Source organism: Winogradskyella sp. 4-2091, assembly GCF_045765065.1.
Lineage (GTDB): Bacteria > Bacteroidota > Bacteroidia > Flavobacteriales > Flavobacteriaceae > Winogradskyella.
Map to the genome: position 1 here is coordinate 83,467 of NZ_JBJKOD010000010.1, position 18,383 is coordinate 101,849.

Consider the following 18,383-nt stretch of genomic DNA (forward strand, 5'->3'; position numbering starts at 1 on the left):
AATCAATCAATCAATCAATCAATCAATCAATCAATCAGGTGGAAAGCACTTCAGTATAACACGTAACCAACCAAAAAATCAATCAACGATACTGAAGTGTTGAAACCAAAACAGCCTTCTGGCAGGCAAGTCAATCAAATCAAACAGATGTTGAAATCTATTCAACACAAAGCGAACAGTAATTACTAGAACTTATGCTTAAAAATTATTTCAAAATAGCATTCAGAAACCTTATTAAAAATAAGGTGTATTCATTCATTAATATATTCGGTTTAGCCATTGGTATGGCTGCGACAATATTAATTGGGTTGTGGGTTGCAGATGAGCTTACTTACGATGATCATTTTAGTAATAAAGCAACTATAGCTCAGGTTTTTCAAAGCCAAACAATGAACAATAATATTGGTACAAGTCCTGCAATTCCTAGACCATTAGAGTTTGCGTTACGTCAAGATTATGCTGACAATTTTAAGCATATTGTTATGGCATCTTGGGAGCAACCACGTTATCTAAAATATGGGGAAACCAATATTTATAGAAAAGGAAATGCAATGCAAGAAGGAGCACCAGACCTTTTAGACTTAGAAATTATTGCAGGAGTAAAAAACGGACTTAAAGAGAAGAACGCAATTATGCTGTCAGAATCTGCTGCAAAGTCGCTATTTGGAAACGTAACTGCGCTAGGTAAAATCATTACCGTAAATAATGAGCACGAATTGGAAATAACAGCTATTTACAAGGATATTCCTATTAATAACTCTTTCAATGAAATGGAATATATTATTCCATGGAAACATTATGTGACGACTCAAGAGTGGTTAGAGCGGTCAAAAGAATCTTGGGATAATAATTCATTTCAATTATTTGTTCAGATTAATGAGAATATTACAATGGATGCTGTGACCTCAAAAATTATTAATGTAAAAAAGAAGGCATCGCCAACTACAGCAGAGTTTAATCCTCAGTTATTTCTATTGCCAATGAAAGATTGGTATCTAAGAAGTGATTTTGAAAACGGCTTACAATCAGGAGGACGTATTGAAAACGTATGGCTTTTTGGTATAATTGGTTTGTTTGTTTTGTTACTGGCATGTATCAATTTTGTAAATCTAAGTACAGCGCGCTCTGAAAAAAGAGCTACCGAAGTAGGTATTAGAAAAGCGATTGGTTCGCAACGTGGTCAGCTAATTTTTCAATTTCTAAGCGAGTCTTTTTTAATTGTGATATTATCGTTTATAGTTGCGCTTGGCATTGTGTTGTTGTTTTTAAATGGATTTAACAATTTGGCGAGTAAAGCAATTGTATTTCCTTGGAGCAATTTTCAGTTTTGGCTATTATCAATTGTATTTATAGTGGTTACTGCTTTTTTAGCTGGAAGTTATCCTGCCTTATACTTGTCATCATTTAACCCAGTTACTGTATTAAAAGGCACCTTTAAAGCTGGTCGCTTTGCGTCTTTACCTCGTAAGGTTTTGGTTGTCGCTCAATTTACAATTTCGGCAGCATTAATAATAGGTACGCTTGTGGTTATGAATCAAATTCAATTTAGTAAGGATAGACCAGTTGGTTATAATAAGAATGGATTAATTCAAATTCCCGTAATGAGTAATCAATTCATTGGTAAAAAGGACCTTTTACGCGAGCAGTTTATTGCGTCAGGTGGTGCGATTGAAATGGCTGGCACTAGTGGACCAATGACGGAAGTTTGGTCTAATAGATCTGGATACACTTGGGAAGGTAAACCTGCTGGTTTTCAAGAAGATTTAGCATTTACATCAGTTTCATACGAGTTTGTAGAAACTTTAGGACTAAATGTAACTGAAGGTCGTGGATTTTCTAGGGAGTTTGCAACAGATTCTAATGCTGTAATTCTTAATGAAACGGCTGTAAAATATATGGGAATTAAAAACCCAATTGGAAAATACATCAGAGATTCTGATACCGAAGATCCTAGTCCTCCTTTAAAAATTGTAGGTGTTGTTGAAGACATGATCATACAATCGCCATATAGCGCAGTAAAACAAGCAATGTACGTTTTTGATAGTGATGCTAATGTAGCTTATTATAATGTAAGACTCAACCCTAAAAAAAGCACAAGTCAAAATTTGATATTAATTGAAAATGTATTTAAAAAGAATTTTCCAAACACACCATTCGATTATCAGTTTGTAGATGAAGAGTATGGTGCAAAATTTAAATCTGAAGAACGCATTGCAAGTTTAGCAAGAGTATTTACAGCCTTAGCAATATTTATAAGCTGTTTAGGTTTGTTTGGATTGGCATCTTTTGTAGCAGAACAGCGTACTAAAGAAATTGGCGTAAGGAAAGTTTTGGGAGCATCGATTAGTCAACTTTGGTTATTGCTATCTAAAGACTTTATTACGCTAGTGGTAATCGCACTATTAATCGCTTCTCCAGTGGCCTATTATATTATGGGACAATGGTTGCAGAAGTTCAGTTATAGAACAACGGTAAGTTGGGATGTGTTTGCTATTGCATGTTTTGGAGCACTAATAATTACATTGATAACAGTAAGTTTTCAAGCTATAAAAGCGGCAACGTCTAATCCTGTAAAATCATTGCGTACAGAATAATCATCAATAATCAATCTTTGCTCAATTAATTTGAGTCAAAAAAACGACAATCATGTTTAAGAATTATTTCAAAATAGCCTTCAGAAATCTTTGGAAGAATAGAACGTTTACTTCGTTAAATCTTGTAGGTCTTACTATAGCTTTTGGCATAGCGATATTATTGGCAATGTATGCTGTGTTTCAATTGTCTTATGATCAATTTCATGAGAATAGTGATCAAATTTATCAGGTTTATTCAGAAGATAGCTCTCCAAATGGCATTGAGTCTAATACGTCAAAATCTGAACCTTTTGCAGCAGCACTTCAAGAAGAAACTGCTGGTGTTGAAAGCATTACGCGTTATAATGGTTCTGGAGTATTATTAAGTTATAAAGACAAACAACTTGGTCTTAGCGCTACTTATGCAGATCCAGATTTTTTTAAGATGTTTAGTTTTCCAATCATTAAAGGAGATAAGGAAAATCCAATAACATCTGAAACCTCTGTTGCAATTACGCAACAAGCTGCACAACGAATTTTTGGGGATGAAAGTGCAATAGGACAAACCGTTACTATTCTAAGAGATGAAGAACAAGTACCATTTACAGTTTCTGCAATAATTGAAGATTTTCCAGAAACGAGTACAATGGGATTTGATGTGGTTTTAAATTTTAAAAGTCAAAATAAACATGCTTATGAACGTTCTATTGGGCGTTGGGATGTTGAGAATCATCAGGTTTATTTACAACTCGCTAAAAATGTAACACCAGAGCAGTTTGAGAAAGGTACAAGAGATTTTACCAATTTGCATTATAAAGAGGAAATCGCAAATGCAAAACGAGATGGTGCACAACCAAATAATAATGGTCTATATAGGCAAATAAAATTGTTGCGATTGGGAGACGTGAGATTTGCCAATTTTAATCAAGGTCCAGTAACCGTTAATCGCACAATGCCTTATTTAGTATTAGGAATTGCTATCTTAATTTTATTCATCGCTTGTGTCAATTTTGTTAATATGAGCATTGGTAAAAGCGACCAAAGATTGCGCGAAATTGGCATGCGTAAAACCTTAGGAGCAAATAATAAGCAGTTGTTTTTTCAGTTTTGGGGAGAGAGTATTTTGGTGTTTTTAATCGCCACAGGTTTAGGGATTGTATTGGCCTTTGTTCTGTTACCAAATTTTCAAACTTTATTTAATACAAGAGCATCATTTGCTACTATATTAAATCCGTCAATGCTAATTTTATTAGTGTTGAGTGTTGTTGCTATCACGCTAGTAGCAGGCGGATATCCTGCAATTTTAATGAGTCGTCTAGGTACATTACAAAGTCTAAAGGGTAAACTAGAGATCAATGGAAAAAATCATTTACGCAATGGTCTAATGGTTTTACAATTTAGCATTGCTATATTACTAATCAGTGGCACTTTAGTCTTGTGGGATCAGGTAGAATTTATGAGAACTAAAGATTTAGGTTTCAATAAAACACAAGTCATTGCTTTTCCACTCAATGGAGAACGAAATGACCAACAAGCACTTCAGCTTTTAAGAAATAGTCTTCAAGATAAGGTTAACATTAAAGGTATTACAGCATCAAATAATATTTTAGGTTTAGGTAAAGATGGGTCGCGAACAACAAGTGTTTTGGGCTTTGAGCATCAAGGCAGAGGAGTTGAAACGCACATGCTCGTTGTGGATGCGGATTATATTGAAACTTTAGATTTAGAAGTAGTTGAAGGCAGAGCGTTCCGAAAAAATTTAACGAGTGATAGTCTTTCAGTTATCATAAATGAATCGATGGCAAAGCAATTAAACGAAGAAGAAATTTTAACAGCAAAAATAGATTTAGACGATGCTATCTATAACGTTGTTGGTATTATTAAAGATTTTAATTTTCAAGAGCTCGATCAAAATATTGCTCCTATGACTTTGTTTGCACTTCCTAATTGGAACTTAAGAAATGTATATGTTAAGGTTGCACCTCAAAATTTAGAACAATCTTTTAGTGATGTTAAAGCTGCATGGAAAATCATAGAGCCTAACGCAGAATTTCAAGGATCATTTTTGAATGAAAATATAGACCGTACATTGCGAAGCGAACGCACTATGGCAACGATGATTGGTAGTGGTTCAATCTTAGCTATTATTTTGAGTTGCATAGGTCTATTTGCTATGTCATTGCTCATTGTAGCACAAAGACGTAAAGAAATAGGTGTTCGTAAAATTGTTGGTGCAAGCGTGTCCTCAATTACAGTGCTATTAACTAAAGATTTTTTAAAATTGGTAGGCATTGCTTTTGTCATTGCTACACCAATTGCATGGTGGGCAATGAGTGAGTGGTTGCAGAATTATCCATATCGTATTCAATTAAGCATTTGGATGTTTTTAACGGCTGGTGGAATAGCAGTTGTTATTGCTATGTTAACCATAGCAACTAAAACAATTAAGGCCGCAACCTCAAACCCTGTAGAATCTCTTAGAGCAGAATAATTATCATTAACCTGTGCTGAATTTATTTCAGTATAAAAAACAATCAACTATGATTAAAAATTATATTAAAATAGCACTGAGAAACTTATACAGACATAAGGGATTTACTTTTCTTAATATTATTGGTCTTGCTATTGGAATGACAGCAGGTTTTTTAGTGTTACTCTATGTAAATTTTGAATTGAGTTATGATACTATGCACTCCAAATCAGATTCTATTTATAGAGTTGTTGCAGATATCGATACTCCTTCTGAAAAAATAGAAGCAGGAATGGCAGCTTGGCCCATTGGTCCTAACATAAACAAGGAATTTCCTGAAATCTTAAACTTTACGAGAGTTAATACTGAAGACTTAACATTTGTTAGAGATGGTAAGAAATTTTTAGAGGAAGATGTTATAGCTGTGGATTCTGCTTTTTTTGAAATATTTGATTTTAAATTTATAAAAGGAAATAAAAAGGAATCTTTGAAAGCTCCTAATAGTTTGGTTATTTCCGAGACTATAGCAACTAAGTATTTTGGAACTAATAATCCTATTGGGCAAAATATTATTCTAGAAAATTTTGATAACCCAGCTATAGTAACAGGAGTCATGGAAGCTATTCCAGAAAACTCTCAAATTCAGGCAGATATATTAATTTCTATGATTACATATACGGCTGCTCCAAGTGAACGAGACGAGCAGTGGGGAAATTACGGACCATCAATTTATATCTTAACGGCTAACGGAACCAATGCTAAAAATTTGGAGGCAAAATTTCCTGATTTTCTCGAGAAGAAAACGGGAGATGAAATGCGTGAATCTAAAATGTTTGTGACGTTATTTTTAGAGCCATTCGAAGATGTTTATTTGAGGTCTGATCGCAGTGGTTATGTTTCTGGTGATATGAATAATGTCTATATATTTTCAATAATTGGTGTTTTTATATTGCTAATAGCTAGTATAAACTTCATCAATTTAACAACTGCTCGTTCTGCAGAAAGAGCCAAGGAAGTTGGAATAAGAAAGGTTGTAGGTGCAGAAAAGAATCAATTAGCATTTCAATTCATTGGAGAATCGATTATCATTTGTCTAGTGGCCTTTGTTGTTGCTGTGGGTTTAACCGTTTTAGGGCTTCCTTACTTTAATGAATTGGCGGGCAAAACTGTTAGTTCAGGTGTTTTTTCAGAACCTATTAACATTTTGTATTTATTTATAATAGCAATTATTATTGGGTCTATTGCGGGAATTTATCCAGCTACTGTTTTATCTTCTTTTAAACCTGTAAGCGTATTAAAAGGTAGTTTTTCAACAGGCACTAAAGGAGTGTTTCTTCGCAAGAGTTTGGTGGTACTTCAATTCACTATTTCTATTTCATTAATTATTGGCACTATTGTAATCTATAATCAGATGCAATTTATGAGAAATCAAGAATTAGGTTTTAATAAAGAGCATATTTTATTACTTCCAACAGAGGCTGGTAGTGGTCAAGAGGCATTAAGAAGTAGTATTGCCAAAATATCAAGCGTAAAGGGAACGTCATTAACCTCTAGTGTACCAGGCTCTGGAAATCCTGCGGCATATTCTGAAATTGAAAACAAACAAGGCGATTTGCAGGTTGCGAATTTAGATTTATACTTTGTTAATGAAGATTATATAGAGCAATTAGGTATGACAATGGCTGCAGGAAGAGCATTTTCTAGAGATTTTCCTTCAGACTCAAGTAAAGCAATGATAATAAATGAAAAAGCAGTATCTCTTTTAGGTTACGCAAACGCTCAGGATGCTATTGGTGCTGATTATCAACAATGGGGAAGTAGTGGAGAAATTATTGGTGTTGTAAAGGATTTTAATTTTAGATCTCTTCAAGAAGAAATTAGTCCAATTACTATGCGATTAGATCCTACAGGGACCAATATAATTACTGTTAAAATAGATGGTAATAATGTTTCTCAAACTTTAGCTTCCATTGAGGAGGTGTGGCAAACGATGAAGCCTAATGATCCTTTTCAATATTATTTTTTGGATGAAGTATTTAATAATCAATATGAAGCGGAAGAACAATTTGGAGATTTGTTTCTAAATTTTGCATTATTAGCAATTTTGATTTCTTGCTTAGGCCTTTTGGGTTTAGCAGCATATAGTACTATGCAGCGTAAACGTGAGATCGGAATTCGAAAAATAGTAGGTGCATCCGTAGGAAGTATAATTAATTTACTTTCAAAAGAATTTATAAAATTAGTAGGCATTGCATTCGTTATATCCACGCCAATAGCCTGGATTTTAATGCATAATTGGTTAGAAGATTTTGCGTATAAAATTAATATAGAATGGTGGATGTTCATTGTAGCAGGATTAGGATCAATTATTATTGCCTTAATCACTGTAAGCTTTCAAGCAATGAAAGCCGCAACATCAAATCCAGTGGAATCGCTCAAGGCGGAATAAAATAATAATAAAATCCATCAATCATGATCAGAAATTATTTCAAAATAGCATGGAGGAATATAATGAAGCACAAAGTGTTTTCTCTTATTAATGTTATTGGTCTTACCATAGGTTTAAGTGCGTCTTTTATTATTGGTTTAATGATTTATTACGATTATACGTTTGATGATTTTCATAAAGATGGCGAACGAATATATCGTGTGGTTACTGAATTTACAGACCCAGAAGAAAAATATTATAATGCAGGCATCACACTGGCTTTAAAAGATGCTATTGAAGATAATTCAAATTTTGAAATTGTAAGTGAATTTTACATTGAACGGCCATCAAAAGCGGTTAATATCCAAAACGACATTACCCTAAAATGGCCAGAATTTGTAATTTTTGCGGACCAAAATTATTTAGATATTTTTCAATATAACTTTTTGGCAGGCAATAAAACCGAAGCACTGAAAAATCCCAACCAGGTTGTATTAACACAGACGCGCGCTGAAGAATATTTCCCAAAACTTTTGCCATCCGAAATTGTTGGTAAAACATTAGTATACAACGATTCTATAAATGTAAAGGTCACAGGTGTAGTAGAAAATTATAAACAACGTACAGATATCGTTTTTAAAGAATTTGTATCACATGCGACCTTACTTCAAACTAATAGAAAAAGAGATATTACTAAGCGCTATTGGTTTAATACAAACTCTAATTCGCAATTGTATGTTAAGTTTAAAGAAAAAGCAGATCTCTCAAGTGTACAAAAACTTTTAGACGATTTGGCACTAGAACATACGGATGAAGACGATATTAAATATGGTGAATCTCGCAAATTTAAATTACAACCACTTAGCGATATTCACTTTAATGAGGATTATGGCACTTACGATTGGGAAAAAGCACAAGCCAGTAAACCGTTATTAAGAAACTTGGCACTTGTAGCACTCTTTTTATTAGTATTGGGTTGTATTAATTTTATTAATCTAAATACGGCACAAGCCTCGCAACGCGCTAAAGAAATTGGTATAAGAAAGACCTTGGGTAGCAGCAGAAAACAACTCATAGTGCAGTTTATGGGCGAAGCTTTTATTTTAGTATTAATCTCTGCAGCGTTGTCCTTATTGCTTTCAAAATGGCTAATCGATGTGTTTTCAGATTTTGTTCCAGATGGTTTAAGTTACCAACTTTTTAAATCGCCAATACTAATTTTTGGTGTGGTTATTTTACTAGTGTTGGTTACATTCTTATCTGGATTTTATCCGGCTTTGGTACTTTCAAAATACAATGCGGTTTCTGTGATGAAAAATCAAATTTCTGCTGCCGAACAAAAAGTTGGTTTGCGTAAATTTTTAACCGTATTTCAATTTGCAATTGCACAAGTTTTTATCATTGCCACATTATTGGTTGGTAAGCAAATAAACTATTTGTTAACTAAGGATATGGGTTTTAAAACTGATGCCATTGTTTCGGTATTTCATCCAAGAGCAGAGCAAGAATTTTCTAAGAAGTTACTGTTCGCTGAAAAGCTGAAAATAATTCCGGAAATAAAACAGGTAAGTATAGGCGGAAAAGGACCAGCATCAAATTCAATAAATTCTACAAATGTTACTTACACCAATGGTAAAAATATCGCAAAATCCGAAATGCAATATATTTCTGGTGATTTGAATTATGCTAATTTGTTTGAGCTTCAACTTTTAGATGGACGCCTTTACAGAAACGATACCATTAGAGAATTAGTAATCAATGAAACTTTATTACACAGCTTAGGATTTTCTAATCCAGCAGAAGCTATTGGGAAACTAGTTGAAACAAATAATAAGCGTATTCCCATTGTTGGTGTAATGGCAGATTTTAACCAACGTTCTTTAAAGTCCGAAATAAAACCGATGGCATTAACTGGTGATTGGTACCGACCAGACTTTAGTTTATATCAGGCTGTGCACGTATCGTTTCATAATGAAACTTCCGAACATTTGAAATCGACATTATCAAAAATCGAAAATGCCTACCAGCAGGTCTATAACGAAACAGATGATTATCGTGTGGAATTTATGGACGATACAATTGCTAAATTCTATAATCGCGAACAAAAAATATCTAAACTTCTCAATTGGTCAACTGGTCTATCTATTTTAATAAGCTGTTTGGGACTTCTGGGTCTGGTAATTTACACGACCAATCGTCGTGTTAAAGAAATTGGAGTTCGTAAAGTTTTAGGCGCGTCACTGTTGCAGATTAATACGCTAATATGCAAAGAGTTTTTAATACTTGTTGCTATTGCTTTTTTTATCGCAGCACCAATTGCCTACTATGGAATTAATAATTGGTTGCAAGATTTTTCATATAAAATAGGTATTAGTTTTTGGGTGTTTTTAGCAAGCGGATTCGCTATGATTTTATTTGCATTAATAGTGATTAGTGCAAAAACGTTGCAAGCTGCAAATGCAAATCCTGTTAATTCTTTACGTTCAGAATAACTGTTCGTTTTTGAACAAGATGTGTATCAATATCGAACACATTTATTTCTAAAAAAATTTGTAAATACCTGACAGTCAAATGTTTTTGTTTTTGGCATCATCTTAACTATAGTAATAGTATAAAACATCAATCAATTACATAAATATACTTTTATGATATTTAATTACTTAAAAATAGCATTCAGAACCTTACGAAAAAACAAAGGCTACAGCTTACTGAATATTTTCGGATTAGCTATTGGTATTACATGTGCTAGCTTAATCTTTCTTTGGGTAGAGGATGAGGTTAGCTTTAATTCTCATTTTGATAAACAAGATCAAGTTTTTTATGTGCCAACACATCAAGAATATGAGGGTGAATGGCGAACATTTAATTCTACACCAGGACCATTAGCAGAAGCTATGAAAACTGAAATTCCTGGAGTTGTGAGAGCTACACGTACCAAGCGTATGGAAATTTTATTAGCGGATGGTGATAATTCTATAAATAGTATTGGTCGCTATGTTGATGCAGATTTTATAGATATATTTAGTTTGTCTTTTATAGAAGGCCATGCAAAAGAAGCCTTTAAAAATCCTAATGCAATTGTTATAACTAAAGAAACTGCAGAGGTACTTTATGGTAACAGCAAAAATGTTGTTGGTAAAAATTTAAAGGTTAATGATACAGAAAATTATCTTATAACAGGTGTTATAGAAAATCTGCCAAATAATGTCACGTTTCCATTTAACTGGATTGCGCCTTTTGAGCAATACAGCAGAGGTCAAGATTGGATGAACGAATATGGCGGCTTTTTTGCTGATACTTTTGTTGAATTAGCACCAGAGGCCAATGTTGAAAAAGTAGATGCAAGTGTTAGAAACTTACTCGAACAAAAAACAGGTGATACCGATTCTAAAGCATTTTTGCATACAATAAAGGATTGGCATTTAAGAGATGATTTTGAAAACGCTGAACAAGTTGGTGGTCGTATAGAATCGGTTCGTTTATTTACAATAATCGCTTTAATTATTTTACTGATTGCATGTATTAATTTTATGAATTTATCTACAGCTAGAAGTGAAAAAAGAGCAAATGAAGTAGGTGTAAGAAAAGCAATGGGATCTGGTCGTACGCGGTTAATCTTTCAGTTTATTTCAGAAGCATTGATTCTTGCAGCTATTGCTAGTTTAGTGAGTGTCATTTTGCTAATTATTCTGCTGCCACAGTTTAATCTGCTGATAGAAAAAGATTTAATTTTAGGGCTTTCAAAACCAATACACATTATCTTTTTATTAGGTATTACGCTTATCTGTGGTGTATTGGCTGGTCTTTATCCTGCATTTTATTTATCGTCTTTCAAACCTGTTCAAGTATTAAAAGGAATAAAAGTAACTCAAGGATCAGCTAATTTTATTCGAAAGGGCTTAGTGGTTGGTCAGTTTACGATATCAATCGTATTTATAATTAGTACCATTTTAGTTTATCAGCAAATTCAGCATGTAAAAAATAGAGATTTAGGTTTTGATAAAGATCAATTAGTTTCATTAAATGTAAATGGTACTATGATTGATAAATTTGAAGTTATAAAACAAGATTTAATTAATTCTGGAGCTGTAAAGAGTGTGGGATTAAATAATTCAGGTGTTTTAAATGGAGGAAATAATGGTTCTGGTTTAGAGTGGGCTGGTGGATCAAACACCGAAGATGTGTTAGTGTTCTTTAGGTATATTAATTCAGATTTTATTGAAACTGCAGGTATGACATTACTAGAAGGAAAAGGATTTAGCGACAATGTAGCAATAGATAGCACTAATGTGCTAATAACGGAAGCCTTTGCAAAGTTATTGGGTGAAGGAAGTGCTGTCGGAAAAAAAATTGTTAGAGAAGATACATATACTGTTATTGGTGTTGTGAAAGATTATTTATTTGAAGATATGTACGGACAAAGTGATCCTGTGATGTTTTTTAATTATCATGGTGAAGCGTCGTATATGTATTTAAAAACCGATCCTCAAATGGCAACAGAAGTCATATTATCGAAGGTTGAAGCTGTAATGAAAAAGCACAATCCTGCATTTCCTTTTGAGTATAATTTTGTTGACGATGCCTTTAACGCTAAATTTAAAAGTGAACAGCTTATTGGCAAGTTATCTCAACTGTTTGCTTTATTGGCTATTCTTATTTCTTGTTTAGGACTTTTTGGTCTAGCTGCATATACGGCAGAACAACGTAGTAAAGAAATTGGAGTTAGAAAAGTATTAGGCTCTAGTGTTTCGGGTATTGTAAAGCTATTATCAAAAGATTTTTTAAAACTCGTAGGTGTTTCAATTTTAATAGCTATTCCTATTGCATGGTATGCTATGGATAATTGGCTTCAAGATTTTGCTTATCGCATAGAAATCAATTGGTGGATTTTTGTTATAGCTGGTTTAGTCGCAATATTGATTGCATTAATTACTGTAAGTTTTCAGGCTATAAAAGCTGCATTAGCAAATCCTGTAGATAGTTTAAAAACGGAATAAATTTTAATACGTATATATTATGAAAATTATAAAGAAAATAACATTGTTTAGTTTGCTTTTAATATGTGGAAACCTGTTTTCACAAGCAAAGCATACTGTTGAGTCTTTTAGTAAAGTGATCATTAGTCCTCATATTGAAACCACTTTTGTTCAAGGTGATGAAGAGTCTGTAACTATTTTAGAAAATACAGAATCTAACGGTATAGTAAATATTGAAGTCAATAAAAATACACTGCGAGTATATTTAGATGATGCCAAAGAAACGACAAAACATGAAAGTGTAGAAAAAGATGGAATGAAAATGAAAGTGCCTATTTATAAAGGTAAGGTGTTAACAATTCTTGTAACCTATAAAAATATTGAAACGATGTCTTTAAGAGGTGAACAACGCACATATTGTCAAAGTTTAATAGATGGAAATAAATTTAAATTGTACGTGTATGGCGAATCTCAAATAACATTTAAAGATGTTAATTTTCAGACTTTTAACGCAGATATTTATGGAGAAAGCCAGCTCACAATTAAAAAAGGATTAATAAACTCTCAAAATATTACTGCTTATGGAGCTGGTAATATTAACCTTATTGGTGTAGATAATAAAACTTCTAAATTAAAAGCATATGGTGAGGCTGTGTTTAAAATTCAAGCTTCAAAGCATATCAAATTTACGGCCTATGGAGAGGCAACATTGCGATATAAAGGTAAAGCTGAGGTCAATAAAGGGTTGAGTTTTGGTGATTCTGAAATCACTAAAATTGATTAATATAAAAAAGCAAGAAAATGATAAATACATTGTTAAGTCTTAATGAAGCTACAAGAACGGTAAATTCAGGTAGTAATAAGGTTACGTTGCTCAACAACATAAATTTAGATGTAAAGGAAGGTGAGTTTATTTCGCTAATGGGACCATCAGGTTCGGGTAAGTCTACTTTGTTAAATTGTATAGGTATGTTAGATAGTTTTACAGGTGGAGGTTATACGTTTCTGGGTGAGCCAGTACATGCCATGAAAGATAAAAACAAGTCTAAATTATATAAAGAATATATTGGTTTTGTATTTCAGGCCTATCATCTTATAGACGAATTGAATGTCTATGAAAACATTGAAACGCCTTTATTGTATAAGAATGTAAAATCTTCAGAACGTAAAGCGATGGTAGCAGATATGTTAGATCGTTTTAATATTGTTGGAAAGAAAGACTTATTCCCAATACAATTAAGTGGAGGACAACAACAATTAGTTGGTATTGCCAGAGCCTTAATAGGAAAACCTAAATTAATCTTGGCAGATGAGCCTACAGGTAATCTAAACTCTAAACAAAGTGAGGAAATTATGAATTTGTTTTCTGAATTAAATAAAGAAGGTGTCACTATCATACAGGCCACACATTCAGAATCGAATGCCTCTTATGGCTCACGAATAATTAATCTACTGGACGGTAATATAGTTTCAGAATAATATAAAAATCATGAGAAATAAATATGTGTTAGCAACTATCTTTAATTTGATGGTGTGGTCAATCTTTGCTCAAAATGATGCTACGAAACGTTATTCTTTAGAAGACTGTATTTCTATTGCGTTAGAAAATAATTTAGAATTAAAATCTACAGCACTATTAGAAAATTCTGCGAAGATAAATTACCAGCAATCAAAGGCAAACTTGCTACCAAGTGTTAATGGTAACTTTAATGTTGGTGTCAATGACGGAAGAAGTATAGATCCATTTACAAATGATTTTATAAATCAAGAATTAACATTTTCAAACTTAGGTTTAAGTTTAGATATGACAGTTTTTAATGGCTTTAGGCTATTAAACACTGCTAAGCAAAACAGATTAAATAATCAGGCTTCACAGTTAGAAACGGAAGCTGCGCAACAAGATTTAATTTTAAACGTGACCTTAGCCTACCTTCAAGTTTTAAACGCTCAAGATGTATTAGAGCTTTCTAAAGCTCGCTTAAAAGTTACTAAGCAGCAACTTAAAATTCAAAAGGACTTTTTCGATGATGAATTAGGGAATCCTGCAGATTACGCAGATATTTTAGGTCAAGTGGCTAGTGATGAAACGAGTGTTTTGGTTTCAGAAAGTAGTTTGAACAATGCCAAATTGAGTTTAATTCAATTATTAAATGTTGAGACTGATATTGAAGTTAATTCAGAAACTATGCTCTTAGATTTTGAGGAATATAAGTTATCAGCAGATGAAGTTTATACAGATGCTTTACAAAACCTAGCAACTTTTAAAGCGAAAGAATTACGGATTGATGCTGCAAGAAAAAGTGTTAGTGTCGCCAAATCTCAATTTACGCCAGAGATTTCAATATTTGGAGGTGTTAATACCAATTACTCTAGCGCAGCAGAAACGTTTACGGCTTCAGGAACAAGTATTGTAGCAACAGGCGATTATGTCACTGTAGATGGTCAAGATTTATCAGTTATGGCGGAACAAACTACTTTCGATGCGCAAAATATAGCCTATAGAGATCAATTAGATAATAACCTTAATACTGTAGTTGGTGTTGCTGTAAATGTGCCACTTTTTAATGGTTTTAGAGCAAAGAATAATGTGGCTTTACGAAAAATCGAAGTTAAAGAATCTTTGCTAGAATTAGAGCGAACTCACTTAGACATCAAAAATGCGATAGCACAAGTTCATTTTGATATGAAAGCTGTTTATCAACGTTATCAAAGTATTGAAAAACAAGTTGAAGCCTACCAAGAATCTTATCGAATTAATGAAATAAGATTTAAAAATGGTGTTTCTAATTTTTTAAACTATATATCTAGTAAAAACAACTTAGATAATGCCTTAGTCAACAGGGCAAATGCAAAGTATGAGTATTTATTAAGGACAAAAGTATTAGACTATTACAGAGGTTTGGTTAACTAGTGCTAATATGTTGAATTTGAGATTGTACCTTATGAAGTTAAGTTTTTCACAAATACAGAGGAAAACCGTCACATCATTCTTTATTCTCTTTATTAAACAATAGTTTTGCAACTTATTTAAATTGAAATTAAAAATTTATGAGTCAAGTAAAAGAAAACGATACTGTAAAAGTACATTATACAGGAAAATTAAAAAGCGGACAAATCTTTGATAGTTCTTTAGAGCGTGAGCCTTTAGAGTTTACTTTAGGACAAGGTATGTTAATTCCTGGTTTTGAAAAAGCAGTTATCGATATGAAAGTGAATGATAAGAAAACTGTAGATATTCCTATGGAAGAAGCCTATGGAGATATTATAAAAGAATTATTTCATAAGGTTGAGAAAGCGCAATTACCACCAGAAATGGAGCCTGCAGTAGGTTTAGGTTTAGCGTCTAGAGATGCACAAGGTAATGAGCATCAATTTAGAATAGTTGAAGTAAATGATGACCACGTTATTGTTGATGGAAATCATCCTTTGGCTGGCCAAGAATTAGTTTTTGAATTAGAGTTAGTAGAGATTAAATAATTAGTTTTTACATAAAAATAGAAAAACCTGTGAAACTTAATTCACAGGTTTTTTGCATTTGAAAATTTGCTATTAATCAAATAAGGGTAAAATTATTTTTTAATATTGGCATCACACCAATCGTTGTATGCTTTTTCTAATTGTTCTACTACTTCGGGATGTTGAGCCGAAAGATCGTTTCGTTCGCCAGGATCTGATTCTACATCAAATAATTTAAGTGATAAATCGTCTTTTATAGGTGCAATGTATTGTTCAGATGGTTCGCTTTTCCAGTGATTCTCCTTTGTGTTTGTTAGCTTCCATTTACCTAGTCTAGCAGCCCAAGTTTTTTGCCACTTCCAAACGAGTAATCGGTCGTTACTTTTAGATTCAAATAAATCAATGCCATCTAAATTTTGATCTGTTAGAGTAATGCCTGCCGCATTGGTTAGTGTAGGTAAAATATCTGCAGCAGAAACATACTGCTTTTCAATTTTGCCTGCATCTACATGTCCTGGCCAACTAACTGCCATTGGTACACGTATTCCGCCTTCCCAAAGTGAATATTTTCCTCCAGTTAGTGGTGCATTGTTTGCACCTGTAAGTGGAGAGCCGCCATTGTCTGATATAAATACAATTAATGTATTTTTATCGAGTTCAGTTTCATGCAGTACATCTAATACACGACCAATATTGTCATCTAAGCAATTCAGGTTTGCCAAATAATACTTTCTTAAGTCATCCGTATTTATTGCTCCAACTCTAGAGTACTTATCATAATAGGCAGAATAACTTCCTGGTTCGTGGTGGCTGTATTCTAGTTTGTTGTCTGGATCGTAATTAGGAATTTCTTCAACACTGTATTTGTCTAAATATTTTTTCGGTACCTCATGGATTAGGTGATGAACAGCACTATAAGACAAGGTTAAGAAGAAAGGCTTGTCATGCTCTTGCTTAAGGTAATTGATTGATTCGTTGGTCAAAATATCTGTGAGATAACCATCTTCATAACTTTTTTCGCCCATATTGTGCATCAAAGGTCCTAAGGCAGCACTTGTTCCATAAGGGTCTGGTGTTCGGTCTTGTATGCTTTTTGAGTTGGCCCAATAATCATGAGCATGTGCTGAAAAACCTAAGAATTCATCATAACCATGGTTAAGTGGGTATTCTCTAACATCGTTTTTATGAAAGTTTCTACCTAAATCATTTTTTCCTATTCTGGCGGTTTTGTAGCCAGCGTCTTTTAAATATTCTGGAAGTGTTTTTACATCATCTGGTAAACCAGGTCCCCAACTTGCAGGAATATCCCAACGAAATTGATTTTTACCAGTAATGATTCCGGCTCTAGATGGACTGCAAACTGGTGCAGTAACATAGGCTTGAGAATATACAGTCCCAGATTTTCCTAATCGCGCAATATTTGGTGTTGAGACTGTAGTGTCAAAATTATCGAAAGGTGCAAAATCTGCATAACCTTGATCGTCTACGACAATTAAAAGAATGTTTGGTTGTTTGTTTTGTGCAGAGTCTTCTGAGGAAGTTTCGTTTTTCTTTTTATCGGAATTGCATGAAAATAATACTGCAAAGACCATTAAAAATAAGAGCTGTTTCATTTTAATTGGTTTATTTTTCGTCTACTATAGTGACTTTTATTTCTTTTTCTTCTAGTTTTTTTCGATTCGTTTCAGAAATTCCACGGTCTGTAATAATCTCATCAACTTGAGAGAGATCACATATTCTAGCGAAACTCTTTTTCCCAAATTTAGATGAATCGGCAAGTACAATTACTTTTTGAGCTGCGTCTAGCATTTTTTTATTCAGTTCGGCTTCTTCTAAGTTTGTTGTGGAAAGTCCGTATTCTAAATCAATGCCATCAACGCCAATGAAAAATTTACTGCAAGAGACATTTTTTAAAATGTATTCTGCATAATTTCCAATTACTGATGCTGAACTGTGTCTTATGTAGCCACCGAGTTGAAGAATTTCAATATTGCTATCATGTATGAGGTGTAAGACAACATGTACGGAAGATGTAATAACCGTTAGTTTGTTTTTAGCCTTAATATATTTAGAGAGCGCTTGCACAGTTGTGCCCGAAGCAATCATTATGGAGTCGTTCTCAACAATACGAGACGCAGCTAATTGTGCGATGCCATTTTTTTCTTCTACCGAGATTTTTTCTTTATCTAAAACGGTTCGTTCGTTAATATATGGATTGTCTAAGGATGCGCCTCCATGAGTTCTGTATAGTAAACCTTTTTGTTCTAATAGTTTTAAATCTTTTCGTATCGTTACGGCTGAAACATTAAGAATCTCGCATAAATCAAGGACTTCTAAATGCTTTTCTTTGGCGAGTCTATCTAATATATCTTGGTGTCGCTTCATGCAATATTGGCTTTTTACGATTAAACTAGCTAATTTTTTAAATAAAACACAAATATAGTAAAACGAAAGAAAATGAAGTATTTTATTTACGTATT

The 18,383-nt window shown here is 33.3% G+C and carries 11 protein-coding genes; 9 read left to right on the forward strand and 2 right to left on the reverse strand.

The window, feature by feature from the left end; translation table 11 throughout:
* Positions 1 to 194 precede the first annotated feature (194 nt).
* From ACJBCC_RS13290 to ACJBCC_RS13330, 9 genes are all read left to right on the forward strand, one after another.
* The gene (locus tag ACJBCC_RS13290; RefSeq protein WP_407557440.1) at positions 195 to 2,594 is read left to right on the forward strand and encodes an ABC transporter permease; all 2,400 of its coding nucleotides are present in this window, start codon (positions 195 to 197) and stop codon (positions 2,592 to 2,594) included.
* Positions 2,595 to 2,646: 52 nt separating this feature from the next.
* Entirely contained in the window at positions 2,647 to 5,064 is a 2,418-nt protein-coding gene (locus ACJBCC_RS13295; RefSeq protein ID WP_407557441.1) for an ABC transporter permease, read from the forward strand.
* A gap of 49 nt (positions 5,065 to 5,113) precedes the next feature.
* Positions 5,114 to 7,492, forward strand: a complete 2,379-nt coding sequence (locus ACJBCC_RS13300) for an ABC transporter permease (RefSeq protein ID WP_407557442.1) — start codon at positions 5,114 to 5,116, stop codon at positions 7,490 to 7,492.
* 23 nt (positions 7,493 to 7,515) lie between these two features.
* Entirely contained in the window at positions 7,516 to 9,963 is a 2,448-nt protein-coding gene (locus ACJBCC_RS13305) for an ABC transporter permease (protein ID WP_299102908.1), read from the forward strand.
* A 153-nt stretch (positions 9,964 to 10,116) separates the two neighbouring features.
* Positions 10,117 to 12,468 (forward strand): ABC transporter permease, encoded by a 2,352-nt coding sequence (locus ACJBCC_RS13310; RefSeq protein ID WP_407557443.1) that lies wholly within the window; start codon positions 10,117 to 10,119, stop codon positions 12,466 to 12,468.
* Between the two features lie 19 nt (positions 12,469 to 12,487).
* On the forward strand, positions 12,488 to 13,231 hold the full coding sequence (locus tag ACJBCC_RS13315) for a GIN domain-containing protein (protein WP_299102912.1): 744 nt from the start codon (positions 12,488 to 12,490) through the stop codon (positions 13,229 to 13,231).
* Between the two features lie 17 nt (positions 13,232 to 13,248).
* Positions 13,249 to 13,926 carry an ABC transporter ATP-binding protein gene (locus ACJBCC_RS13320; RefSeq protein ID WP_299102914.1) on the forward strand — a complete coding sequence of 226 codons (678 nt, stop codon included), beginning with the start codon at positions 13,249 to 13,251 and terminating at the stop codon, positions 13,924 to 13,926.
* 10 nt (positions 13,927 to 13,936) lie between these two features.
* Positions 13,937 to 15,358 (forward strand): TolC family protein, encoded by a 1,422-nt coding sequence (locus tag ACJBCC_RS13325; protein ID WP_407557444.1) that lies wholly within the window; start codon positions 13,937 to 13,939, stop codon positions 15,356 to 15,358.
* A 137-nt stretch (positions 15,359 to 15,495) separates the two neighbouring features.
* Positions 15,496 to 15,924 carry a peptidylprolyl isomerase gene (locus tag ACJBCC_RS13330; RefSeq protein WP_407557445.1) on the forward strand — a complete coding sequence of 143 codons (429 nt, stop codon included), beginning with the start codon at positions 15,496 to 15,498 and terminating at the stop codon, positions 15,922 to 15,924.
* Positions 15,925 to 16,016: 92 nt separating this feature from the next.
* Here the strand turns inward: ACJBCC_RS13330 and ACJBCC_RS13335 are convergent, their stop codons facing one another.
* Both ACJBCC_RS13335 and ACJBCC_RS13340 read right to left on the reverse strand, forming a co-directional pair.
* Positions 16,017 to 17,516: a sulfatase gene (locus ACJBCC_RS13335; RefSeq protein WP_407557446.1), complete on the reverse strand. Its 1,500-nt coding sequence runs from the start codon at positions 17,514 to 17,516 to the stop codon at positions 16,017 to 16,019.
* 10 nt (positions 17,517 to 17,526) lie between these two features.
* Entirely contained in the window at positions 17,527 to 18,288 is a 762-nt protein-coding gene (locus ACJBCC_RS13340) for a DeoR/GlpR family DNA-binding transcription regulator (RefSeq protein ID WP_407557447.1), read from the reverse strand.
* Between the last annotated feature and the right edge of the window lie 95 nt (positions 18,289 to 18,383).

Excerpts from the sequence above, each read along its gene's own strand:
- ACJBCC_RS13290 (WP_407557440.1), top strand. The coding sequence starts at position 195 with ATGCTTAAAAATTATTTCAAAATAGCATTCAGAAACCTTATTAAAAAT.
- ACJBCC_RS13295 (WP_407557441.1), top strand. The coding sequence starts at position 2,647 with ATGTTTAAGAATTATTTCAAAATAGCCTTCAGAAATCTTTGGAAGAAT.
- ACJBCC_RS13300 (WP_407557442.1), top strand. The coding sequence starts at position 5,114 with ATGATTAAAAATTATATTAAAATAGCACTGAGAAACTTATACAGACAT.
- ACJBCC_RS13305 (WP_299102908.1), top strand. The coding sequence starts at position 7,516 with ATGATCAGAAATTATTTCAAAATAGCATGGAGGAATATAATGAAGCAC.
- ACJBCC_RS13310 (WP_407557443.1), top strand. The coding sequence starts at position 10,117 with ATGATATTTAATTACTTAAAAATAGCATTCAGAACCTTACGAAAAAAC.
- ACJBCC_RS13315 (WP_299102912.1), top strand. The coding sequence starts at position 12,488 with ATGAAAATTATAAAGAAAATAACATTGTTTAGTTTGCTTTTAATATGT.
- ACJBCC_RS13320 (WP_299102914.1), top strand. The coding sequence starts at position 13,249 with ATGATAAATACATTGTTAAGTCTTAATGAAGCTACAAGAACGGTAAAT.
- ACJBCC_RS13325 (WP_407557444.1), top strand. The coding sequence starts at position 13,937 with ATGAGAAATAAATATGTGTTAGCAACTATCTTTAATTTGATGGTGTGG.
- ACJBCC_RS13330 (WP_407557445.1), top strand. The coding sequence starts at position 15,496 with ATGAGTCAAGTAAAAGAAAACGATACTGTAAAAGTACATTATACAGGA.
- ACJBCC_RS13335 (WP_407557446.1), bottom strand. The coding sequence starts at position 17,516 with ATGAAACAGCTCTTATTTTTAATGGTCTTTGCAGTATTATTTTCATGC.
- ACJBCC_RS13340 (WP_407557447.1), bottom strand. The coding sequence starts at position 18,288 with ATGAAGCGACACCAAGATATATTAGATAGACTCGCCAAAGAAAAGCAT.